The sequence below is a fragment of the Ignavibacteria bacterium genome, assembly GCA_041649015.1.
Classification (GTDB): domain Bacteria; phylum Bacteroidota; class Ignavibacteria; order Tepidaquicellales; family Tepidaquicellaceae; genus CAIKZJ01.
This window is the reverse complement of the sequence record JBAZNU010000008.1, coordinates 19201-30356: the sequence shown is the minus strand read 5'-3', so window position 1 is coordinate 30356 and position 11156 is coordinate 19201. Positions and strand designations below refer to the sequence as shown.

Sequence of the window (11156 nt, the reverse complement as noted above, 5' to 3'; positions counted from 1 at the left end):
TAATTTTGAAAAGATTATAATTAATAAACAAATCGTGGAAAAGAATAATATTAAAGTAATAAAGTTCGGCGGTGACTGTTTGAGTGATTCAAAACATATTCTTAAAGCTGTTGAAATCATTCTATCGGAAAAACAGTTCCCCGTTGTCGTTGTTTCTGCAATGGAAGGAATCACTGACTTGCTTTTAAATGGAATTATAAAAGCTAAGGGCAAAGAAACAAACGTAAACGAGACAATTAGTACTTTAACCGAGTTTCATTATAATATTACACAGGAATCCATCAAGAATGATAAGGTCTTTAACAAAACAATTCAGATTTTCACAAAGCTGATTAAAAAAGTTGAAAGACTTCTTTATGGTGTAAGTTATACAGAAGAGATAACGGATGCCGTTAAAGCATACATTTTAAGTTATGGTGAAAGAATTTCGGCGGCGATTCTTTCGGGCGTTCTTGAAGACCACGGAACAGAATCAACTGTAATTGAGACCGATAAAATTGGATTAATAACTGATGATAATTTCGATCAAGCTATGGTTAACCTTGAAGAATTTAAGCGTAACTTTAATTTTCATGCACATAGTATTTATAATGCAGGTATTATCCCTATATTCACTGGCTTTTTCGGAAGTTCTGCCGAAGGAAAAGTAACCACTTTCGGAAGGAGCGGAGCGGACTATTCTGCCTCTGTCATTGCTTATGGCTTTGACGCAACCGAACTTGAAATATGGAAATGCTGTACCGGTTTTACAAGTGCCGACCCTGACATCGTTAAAGATGCTGTTATTATTGATAAACTTTCATACTTTGAAGCAGCAGAACTTTCTTATTTTGGTAAAAGGATTTTACATCCTCTTACCATTGAACCAATAGCTACACAGGAAATACCCATATCAGTCAAAAATCTCTGCGATCCCAAAGGAAAAGGAACATTAATAATAACCGAAGCATACGTTGAGGAGAATGTCGTCAAAAGCATATCACAAAATGATGATATTGCAATGATTCGAATTCATGGAACAGGAATCGGTTATAAACCGGGTCTGATAAAAAGTATTAGCGATGCCCTTTCAGCAAACGGTATAAATATTTTCTCAACTTTAAGCTCGCAAACGACAATCAATTTGATTATTGAAAACAACTTCGCGGAAGAAGCTCTGGAAATCCTCAATTCATTTAAAGGCAAGATAATTGAAAAAATAAATTTTGTCAGAAACATAGCATTGATTGCAGTAATCGGAGAAGGACTTTTAAGGAAACGGGGAATTTTCGGAAGAATTCTTAATGCAGTATCACATGAGAAGGTAAATGTAGAAATGGCTTCGGGAGGTGCCTCAGAAGTTGCTATTTATATTATAGTTCCAAAAGAAGAGCTTTATGAAGTAATTAATGCTCTGCACAAAGAATTCATAAAGCCTTAAGTTAATTGGCTTGAAAATGTATGAGAACATTGATAGTTTGCATACAATGTAAAAGTTACTCCCCTTTAGTGTAACGGTTAGCACATGACTCTCTGAAAGTCACGGTCGTGGTTCGAATCCATGAAGGGGAACAAACTCATTTCCAACATCAATGGTATTGTACAAACCTTCGACTTAAAATCTGACGAAGAAATTAAGAATGCTTTAAAGAAGTATTTTAAAATCGAATTATAATCGATTTTTTATTTTAAATACCGCTCAATTTCTTACACGCCAAACTGCTTTAGGTGATGGTCAAAATGCCTGAATGATATTGTATCCCATTCTTCAGGCTTTAAAGGTCCGAATATTGCATGAGGCTTTTTTGTAAAAAAATCATATCCCTTAATTTCCATTTCTCTCAGGTATTTCAATATCTTATCTTTTTCCTCGTTAAAATTTTTATCTTCTGATATTATAAACTCTCTTGCAGTTCTTGAATTCTTCTTAAAACTCTCCTGTGATATTATTCTTCTCTTAACCAATCTTCCTAATAGTTTAAAAACAATATTAGATTTTGGTATCACCTCTCCGTTTGCTATTCTAAGTCCTACGGTGCAGTGAGCCAACATCTGTCCTGAGTTCATTTTTCCCCATAATGGTGCAGTATCAGAAGACAGATTATTAATTCTTTCTACAATTTTTTGATTTGATTCTTTTAATGTTAAACTATTCATGTCAAATATATTTATTTAATAAATTAACATCATCTAAATTTCTACCGCACCACCCTTTAGTTTTAACTCTCTTATCACACCCTCCACTACGCTAAAATTTACTGTTAGATACTCTCCGCTTCTTGTTAAAAGTCTAACAGGAGTTTTAACGCTCTTCACTGCATAAGCTGAAATCGCACTTGATAATGATCCTGTACCGCAAGCAAGTGTTTCCCCTTCAACTCCCCTTTCAAAACTTCTTATCTGCAATTCACCTTTTTCAGCATCAATCACTTTCACAAAATGTGAGTTAACTCCATCTGGCAGAAAATCCTTATGCATTCTCACATACTTGCCCCACTCATCCAATGGTATTTCATCAAGATTGTTCACTATTGGTTTTTCAATATCTTCAACAAAGATAATAACATGTGGCGACCCAACATCAACGTAAGAAGCATTAATCAACTGCCACCATTCTTCAAAATGTACTTTAAGTTTAAAATTAAACTTCATCTTTGCAGGTGGCGGAAAGCCTACACTTATCTCCCCATCATCAATAAATCTGCAGTCATAAATCTTACCGACACCTTCAATCAAAACAATTTCATTATTGATAAAACCCTCATCTTTCAAAAACCTTGCTGTACATCTTAAACCATTACCGCACAATGCATCACCGGTACCATCTTTATTAAAATAGTTCATCTTATAATCTGCTATAGAAGAAGGTTCAACAAATATCACACCGTCGAACCCGGAATTTTCTTGCATCAATTCAATAACAACATCTCTGTTCGAATTGATACTGCTACCCAGATTATTCAAGATTAAAAACTTATTACCCGCCCCGCTGTATCTTTTAAAATCAATCATTAATATACACCCCTTGCATTAGTTTGTTTTGTATATTTTAAGTCTTGCAGCATTGGAGCCTTTATTCTGACCTGAAAAAAGAATCCTCTGTATATTCCTATCGGATACCAATTAAAATTCATTTCCCAAGAATTCAAATCTCTGTATGCAGTTATATAAGGTGCAGAAAGTAAACTATTCTCAAGGTCATAGCTCGCAGTGAATGAGAATCTCCATTTCGGTGTCGGACTCACATTAATGCTTGCACTTACATTTGATGTCTTGAAAATTCTTGTTGGATTTTGTCTGTTCTCGCTGAAATTGTAGTTAAGTGAACCCGAAAGCGGTACATTGAGATAAGGCTCATCAAAAGCAGACCTGTAAGTAGGCCTTTCTATTTTTAATGAATCATATTTCCTGCTGTCATCTTCATCCCTTCTCGTACTGAAACCGAAGTTATAAGATGTTGAAATATTAATATTAAAAGTTGACAGCTGTGCAAGTTTACCGTCGCTTACTAAAAATTCATTAATCCTTGTCTGCTTATCAGCATCAAATTTATAAAGATTGAATGTTGCATTTCCACCAATATTTAGAAAATTTCCTATTTGTGTCCTGAAGTCTGTAAAAATCTCAGACCACTTTAAAGAATCAGCAGCAAAATTATAATTAACACCTGCGTTAATATTAAATAGTTGAAATTTGTTTTCAGTTGTGTCATTAGTCCTTGTTTTCATCTCAAAAAGATTACCAAGTGTAAAACCTAAAGATTGCTGTTCATTTGCGGGAGCTGTTCCAAATACCCTCCCGTCATAATATGAATACTTTACTGGATTACCAAAATCATCCTCATACATCCCGTAATATCCCCAGCCGGGTGAAGAGAAATCGGGAGTAAAATTATATGATACCGATGGAGTTAATGTATGTTTTATACCGGTAACATTGAAAACCTTTGGATTAAAAATTCCGATTAGTTTCGTATTAAGCGAAACTCCCATATTGAAATATCGCACTGCTTTATATGCATCATTCTCTATAGTAACCAATGAATCATTAGCGTTTCTTTCCTTTAGAATATATTTATTATACCATATTTCTGTATAATTAAAATATGGTCTTATATTAAAATATTTAAATGTTGGTGCAAAATTCAGTCCCACCCTGTTTATCATACCTAAATTAGACTGTATTTCATCATTGTATTGACCCACAACTTTAGTTCTGTTATTTAATAATGTTCCATTATAAGAATAAGAAAAGAACTCATACAGTTTTTGATCTCCACCGGTATAGTCCTTCCTGAATGGATACGTTTCTGATATATTAAAACTCACAGACGGAAGCCTTTCATTCAAATCTCCAGTTTGTAGATTCTGGTCTCTGTAATAATTTGCAGAAAATGAGAACGGTGTCTCCTCCCAGTACTTTGAAAATGTTAGATTCGAAACTACATTCTGACGGAGAAGATCAGGTAATGCATTTGTAGAATTATCATAATAGCTCTTGCCGCTTACGAACGTTAAATTTCCGGTTAATGAACTTGTCGGTGTAAACTTCTGATTATGATTTAAACTTAGTATCCACTGATTTGAGGTGAATTTATCAGGATCTTTTTCTTCTCCTTTATTTATCAATGAATATCCTGCTTCAAACGTCCCGTCATAAAGATACTTCTTGGCATATCTGAACCTAGTCGAAAAGTCATACCTTCCTTTTGTGAATACTGTACCTTTCAACGCAAGGTCAATGTAATCATTAATTGCCCAGAAATATCCGGCATTTGCAAAATAAATACCATAAGTATTGTCGTTTCCCCAACTCGGTACTATAAATCCTGATGACCTGCCCGTCTTGTTCGGTAATACTATAAAAGGCACCCAAAAAACCGGCACGCCCTCAATATAAAGAAACACAGACTGAGCAATTATTTTATCGTTAGGCATAAGTTTCATTTTGGGTGAATAGAAATAATATTCAGGATCTTTCTTATCAGTTGAAGTTGTGTACAAACCGTCTTTTATAAAGAATATTTCTGGCGTTACTTTCTTGATTTTTTCTCCATAATAATAACCAACGTCAGCATCCGAATAACCCATCGATATAGTACCTCTCTGACTCTTAAAACTATAAGTCAGCTTTGATCCCTCAAACTTATCACTACCCTGCTGCATTAGCGGAGTTTGTTTTATTACTAAAGCTCCGGATGAATCAGTTTCAATCCCAAAAGCCTCAAGTATCTGCGTTTCTCTGTCAATTACTATTATACCTGCATTCAGTTTCATATCTGTGTAATCCACCATCGCATCATTGTATAGATACATCCTGTTTGTTTCAAGAAGAAAGATAACAGAGTCAGATGAGGAATAATTAATTATATCTTTGATATCGGATTGAACAAATTTTGTTGTGTCTTTTATTAAAGTCGTAATCGAATCTCTATTATTAATCAGAGAATCTGTTGCTTTTGCCGTATCACTTTGTGTGTAAGCGTTTGATGTGAAAAAATACAATAATAATATTACGGCAATTCTTACCAAGTATTATTTAATTACAATATCATTTGAGAGCTCATCCACATCATCATTCTTTCTGGGGAACTCTTTCATGAGAACATCCTTTATTTCATCAAGTGCCTTTATTATTCCCTCCTTATAATGTCCCCCTTTGAATTCTTTAACAAGATGATTTGTTATTACTTCCCACTTCTCAGGAGATATCTTATTGTTTATACCTTCATCCGCAACAACCTCAAATTTCTTTTCCTTGAATAACACAAAAAGCAGAATCCCGGTTTTATCCTTTGTTTTATTCATTCCCAGTTTGAAGAACTCCTTCATGGCAAGTTCTCTTGTTGTCAACTTTCTGTCAATCCATGCCCTTGTTTTCTGAAAGCACAACCTTATTTCTCCCGATGTAGATTTCTCAATAAAAGTAATATGATTTTTTATTGTCTCCAGTTCCTCACTGCTGATATATTTCTTTATATAATTTATTGGCATATTTGATAATTACTTTTTAATTTTTTAATTTTTTTATTACCAGCTTCCGCTGCTGCCGCCGCCGCCAAAACTTCCGCCGCCGCCTGAGAATCCGCCAAATCCCCCGCTGCTGCTGCCGCCACCCCAGCCGCTGCCGCCTCCGAAGAATCCACCGCCACCCCAGTGTCTTCCGCCTGTATAAGTACTCCCTTTCCATCCGAAAATTCTGCTGAGTATAGACATAATTATACTGAATCCAATAAATCCGAAAATTATAATTATAAATATAGGAATTCCAAAACAGCAAGCCCCGTTATCTTTTTGATTCTTTTTATCTGCTGTATATTCACCTTTTGTTACAGCCATAATTGCATCTACACCTCTGTTAATACCTTCGAAATACTTTCCTTCCTTAAAATATGGATTCATTTCTTTCGTACGAATCTGCGTAGTATAAGCGTCTGTCAATACTCCTTCAAGCCCGTATCCCACCTCAATCCTTAGCTTCCTGTCATTCTTTGCTATTAATACTAGTACACCGTTATCTTTACCTTTTTGCCCAATCTTATTCTTCTCTGCAATGGTATGTGATACATCCTCAATTGATTCTCCGTCTAGTGAATTTATCATGTAAACAACAATTTGAGTAGATGTTTGCTTATCAAAATCCTCGAGTTTTTTAAGTAGTATGTTAATCTCGCTTTGAGACAACGTCCCCGTTTCGTCAACAACATACTTGGCAATTGATGTCGGATTTTGACTAAGAGAACGAGATTGCTGCTCTTCCTGAGAATAAACATTCAGGAATATTAAAAACGATACAAATACAAGAAAAATACTAAAAGCTTTCAAAATATAATAATTTTAATTAGCCATAATTTGATAAATTTATGCATCATAATAAATGTAAATCATAACATTTCACAGCATCCCCATAAAAACAAAAAGCGGTTTAAGCTAAACTTAAACCGCCAAATATAATTTATTTTTATATATTTTTTAGCCGCCGGCTTCAATTATCTTCTGAAGGTCAACATCTTCCATCTTTATGAATGCATATCTCTTTTCAATTTTTGCTCTTGAGATTTCATCAAATACGTCCGACATAACATTGTATTTCATCTTTCTGTCGAACTTCAAGAGGAGAAGTAATTGATCATTTACTGCAAATATTTTTTCAAGCTCTGTTGCTACATTCTTAATCTCGATTCTTTTCATCGCAGATTCAGAACCGTCAGGATTACCCTGTGCGAAGTATACGTTTCCTTTGTCAGAAACTCTGACGTAGAGAACGTTACCCATATCAACCTTAACTTTATCTTTTACATCACCTTTTGGAAGAGAGACTTTCATTAACTGAGGTGCAGACAAAGTAGTCGTTAGCATAAAGAATGTAAGAAGAAGCATAATAACGTCCACCATAGGCGTCATATCTATATGCACTCCTCTGCCTTTCTTTAAGTACTTTTTACTCCCTTTTCCACCGCTTACTTCCGGGGCTTCTAAACCGCCACCACCAGCCATATTTTAAACTCCTGTGTTTTAGTTAACAAATTATTTATTCCTTTACTTCAGATTTTATCAGCGTAACCAGAGAAAAAACTTTGTTGTCCGATTCATGCAATGATGTCATAAGATCCTCAAACACTCCGTAAGGAACTTCCTTATCTCCTTTTACGACAACCTGAAATTGCGCTGATTTATTCCCTGAAACTGTCTTCAGAGCAGTTTTAACATCAACCAGTGTTTTCTCAAATTGTGCTTTATTCATCAAGTATACTTTCCTCTTTACTTCCTTGCCTCCAACCTTTCCTGTCGTTTGTACGGGACTTTGTGTTAGAGTATCAGGACGAAAAAGACCTATTGCAAACTGATCACCAAATATCTTTTCACGAATTTTATAATTATCTACATCAAGGAATATATCACCATCCTTAGTAAGTGAAAGAGTCATAACATCGATTTCTTTCATCTTATTATCTGGGTCAGAATATACAGATTGAGGTAATGCAACTTCAACAGCCTCCGATTCTGCAGCCCTAAATGTTGCTGTTAACATGAAAAACGTCAACAACAACATGATAACGTCAACCAATGGAGTCATATCAATATGGATGCTCGGTTTTTTGATATTTCTTACTTTTTTCATTTGTTCTTTTTAAAAATTTTGAAAAAGTTAAACCGAAATCACTTACTTGGACTTAAAAGCAATGATTGATAAAATGTTATACGTAGCCTCGTCTATCATATATGTTATACTTCCAACTTTTGTCAGGAAGAAATTGTATGATATCGTACCTACTATAGCACCAAATAAACCTAAAGCCGTGTTGATAAGGGCTTCAGAAATACCTGATGAAAGTTCTGCGGCATTTGGAGTACCTGCTGTTGCAAGCGCCTGGAATGAACGAATCATTCCTAATACCGTTCCGAATAGACCAACAAGCACTGATACTGATGCGATAGTCGCCAGAGCCGGTAAGTTTGTGTTTAATAAAGGAAGTTCAAGTCCCATCGCTTCTTCTATAGCATTCTTTACTTCTTCTAATTTTCTTTCGGAATCCATATTCTTATCGAGTACAAGTACCTGATATGTTTCAAGACCCTGTTTCAAAATGTTTGCAATCGAACCTCTTTGTTTGTCGCATAATGCAATCGCTTCTTCTGCATTGCCTTCCTTTAAAGATATCTGAACCTTTTTTAGAAAGTCTTCAATGTTTCCTTTCCCTTTTGCTTTAGCTAGCGAAAGAGCTCTTTCAATCGTATATGATATTGCCATTATACTAATTGTTATTAGAATTGGAACAATTACGCCTCCAAGATAAACAGCACCTAAAAGGTTTGCAGGTGTGGTTTTTTCCGGGTTTTTAAAGTTTGCCGGGTTTCCGAGCACAAAGATGTACAGTACTAATGCTACGATGAATGCAACGATAATCAGTACAGCCGTGAATAATCCGGATTTTTTCATTGAGTTTTAACCTCCGATTTCTTTGGTTTTAATTTTTTGAATATATTGTTTGAAAATTTTCTATTTAAAACTTGTGACCGCTTCTTCATTTGAATTGTAGCAGTCAAATATTAGCGATAATTTTGTTATTACGAAGAGGTTTTCAAGATTCTTATTTAATCTTGTCAGTTTTATTTCGCCCTCCCGTTTCTTGTAGTTTGCGTGTGCTGATATTAGCACTCCGAGAGCTGTACTGTTTAAGTACATTACGTCTCCGAGATCTATGATAAGCTTACTGTTTCCTTTTTCGGCTACTTCTTTTATAGCAAACTTGAGATCATCAGTCTCGTCACCGCCGATAAAACTTCCCTTTGGTTCAAGGATGTATATATTTTTGTCCTTGACTTCAGATGATTTAATTTTTGCTGCCATACTATTTTATAAATTTAATTTGTCAAAATACTTTAATTAAATATTAATTTCAATTATATAATGATAAATATTTTTTCACTATCCTCAATTTTGGAGCAATTTCAGTATTTTTCCGTTAATTTCTTCTATTTCACCAAGACCGTTTACTTCCATAATCTTTTTGTTGTTTTCATAATATTCTAATACACGGCTGGTTTCTTTGTCGTATACTTTAAGTCTTTCGCGAATAATTTCTTCCGTGTCATCAATTCTACCGCGTTTAAGAAGTCTCTCCACAATTTCATCCTCAGTGGTTTTAATATACACTATTTCAACTCCCTTTATTCCCATTTTCGTAAATATTTTATCAAGCTCAACTGCCTGTTCATAGGTTCTCGGGAATCCGTCTAATATGAAACCGGATTTTCCATCAAGATTTTCTTTGAGCGCTTTGTATACAATTTCTATCATTATATCGTCAGGTACTAAAGCACCCTTTTCGACAATATGTTTAGCTTTTAATCCTATTTCTGATTGTCCATCAATTTCTTTTCTTAAATATTCCCCTGTCGAAAAATGAAATAGATTTAGACTTTTTGCTATTAATTCCGATTGCGTACCTTTTCCTACGCCCGGAGGACCGAATATAATTATCTGGTGCATAAATGAAGTATTGAAGTTATTAAATATTCTTAACTGCTAACTGTCCGCATGCAGCATTTATATCCACTCCGCTGCTGGTTCTAATGTTAACTGCTACTTTTTTGTTTCTCAATATTTCTGTAAAATTGTATATTTTATTTGAATATGAAAGTGAATTTTCTTTACTGAGATTAATTTTTTCATGGTTTTTCTCGTTTAGTTCCTTTATAGGTTCGGTAAGTTCAAAGTCAACGGGATGAAATGGAATGATGTTTATGTTGCATGGAATCATCCTTGATAGCTTTACGAGCCTGTTTATATCATTTTCTGTATCGTTAAGTCCTTCTAAATATATATATTCGTATGTGATTTTATTTCCTGTAACTCTGTAAAAGTAAACAATCTCTTCATACATCTTTTTCAAATTGTTTATCTTCCCCGTAGGTATAAGGCTTTCCCTAAATCCGTTGTCTGTACTGTGTAATGAGAAAGCAAGCTTAACGTTTGACAGTGCCGGATTATTTTTAATGTCATCGGCAAATTTCTTTATTCGGTTAATAAAACCAACTGTAGAAACAGTTATTCTTTTCGATGAAATACCTAAACCCTTTTTGTCTGTTAGGATTATCAGTGATTTTAATACATTCTCGTAATTCAGTAAAGGCTCGCCCATTCCCATGTATACTATATTGGTCGGATAAACGTTCGTTATTTTTATCATTTGGTAAACCTGTGAAACTATCTCCCCTGCTGTAAGATTTCTGTTAAGGTTCATTTTACCGGTAGCGCAAAATCCGCACCCGACGTTACATCCCGCCTGTGTTGATATACAGAATGTATCTCTGTTTTCATCAGGAATATGTACACACTCAATGCTAACATTCTTCAGGTTTACATCAGTTGTCTCAAAAAGGACTTTTCTTGTTTTGTCATTATGGGATTCTGATTCTGCAGTATTGGCTAACAAAGAAATTCTGAAAGAGTTGTTTAAAGAATCCTTCAATTCTCTTGGAATGCCGGTTATTTCTTCGATTGACCCTGAATACTTATTATGTACAGACCTGAAAACCTGCTCGGCTCTGTATTTCGGGATGCCTTCCTTAAGAAATAAATTACTTAATTCTGCAAGAGTATAACTTCTTAAATCATTTCTCATGTACAATAATATACATTCTTCTTTTCTAATTCTACGCTAATTCACATAA

Annotated in this window: 12 protein-coding genes and 1 tRNA gene; 2 read left to right on the top strand and 11 right to left on the bottom strand. The window is 34.6% G+C overall.

Annotation, left to right across the window (positions count from 1 at the left end; all coding sequences use genetic code 11):
* The first annotated feature begins 34 nt into the window (after window positions 1-34).
* Complete coding sequence (locus WC644_11945; GenBank protein MFA5012647.1) at window positions 35-1420, top strand: aspartate kinase; 1386 nt, start codon at window positions 35-37, stop codon at window positions 1418-1420.
* A gap of 59 nt (window positions 1421-1479) precedes the next feature.
* Window positions 1480-1551 (top strand) — tRNA-Gln (locus WC644_11940).
* A 135-nt stretch (window positions 1552-1686) separates the two neighbouring features.
* Here WC644_11940 and WC644_11935 read toward each other — a convergent pair.
* The 11 genes from WC644_11935 to rlmN form a co-directional block, all read right to left on the bottom strand.
* A complete protein-coding gene (locus tag WC644_11935; GenBank protein ID MFA5012646.1) occupies window positions 1687-2136 on the bottom strand; it encodes a DUF1569 domain-containing protein in 450 nt (149 codons plus the stop codon).
* Between the two features lie 33 nt (window positions 2137-2169).
* Window positions 2170-2991, bottom strand: coding sequence for a diaminopimelate epimerase (gene dapF / locus WC644_11930; GenBank protein ID MFA5012645.1), 822 nt, complete (start codon window positions 2989-2991; stop codon window positions 2170-2172).
* The gene (locus tag WC644_11925; GenBank protein MFA5012644.1) at window positions 2991-5483 is read right to left on the bottom strand and encodes a putative LPS assembly protein LptD; all 2493 of its coding nucleotides are present in this window, start codon (window positions 5481-5483) and stop codon (window positions 2991-2993) included. Before WC644_11925 ends, dapF begins: the two co-directional genes overlap by 1 nt.
* 30 nt (window positions 5484-5513) lie before the next feature.
* On the bottom strand, window positions 5514-5972 hold the full coding sequence (locus WC644_11920) for a TPM domain-containing protein (protein ID MFA5012643.1): 459 nt from the start codon (window positions 5970-5972) through the stop codon (window positions 5514-5516).
* 36 nt (window positions 5973-6008) lie between these two features.
* Window positions 6009-6803 (bottom strand): TPM domain-containing protein, encoded by a 795-nt coding sequence (locus WC644_11915; protein ID MFA5012642.1) that lies wholly within the window; start codon window positions 6801-6803, stop codon window positions 6009-6011.
* 147 nt (window positions 6804-6950) lie between these two features.
* Window positions 6951-7475, bottom strand: coding sequence for a biopolymer transporter ExbD (locus WC644_11910; protein MFA5012641.1), 525 nt, complete (start codon window positions 7473-7475; stop codon window positions 6951-6953).
* Between the two features lie 34 nt (window positions 7476-7509).
* Window positions 7510-8100, bottom strand: coding sequence for a biopolymer transporter ExbD (locus tag WC644_11905; protein MFA5012640.1), 591 nt, complete (start codon window positions 8098-8100; stop codon window positions 7510-7512).
* Between the two features lie 42 nt (window positions 8101-8142).
* Window positions 8143-8919, bottom strand: a complete 777-nt coding sequence (locus WC644_11900) for a MotA/TolQ/ExbB proton channel family protein (protein MFA5012639.1) — start codon at window positions 8917-8919, stop codon at window positions 8143-8145.
* Window positions 8920-8979: 60 nt separating this feature from the next.
* Window positions 8980-9330 carry an STAS domain-containing protein gene (locus tag WC644_11895; GenBank protein ID MFA5012638.1) on the bottom strand — a complete coding sequence of 117 codons (351 nt, stop codon included), beginning with the start codon at window positions 9328-9330 and terminating at the stop codon, window positions 8980-8982.
* 84 nt (window positions 9331-9414) lie between these two features.
* A complete protein-coding gene (locus WC644_11890) occupies window positions 9415-9972 on the bottom strand; it encodes an adenylate kinase (protein MFA5012637.1) in 558 nt (185 codons plus the stop codon).
* Window positions 9973-9991: 19 nt separating this feature from the next.
* Window positions 9992-11107 (bottom strand): 23S rRNA (adenine(2503)-C(2))-methyltransferase RlmN, encoded by a 1116-nt coding sequence (gene rlmN / locus WC644_11885; protein MFA5012636.1) that lies wholly within the window; start codon window positions 11105-11107, stop codon window positions 9992-9994.
* Between the last annotated feature and the right edge of the window lie 49 nt (window positions 11108-11156).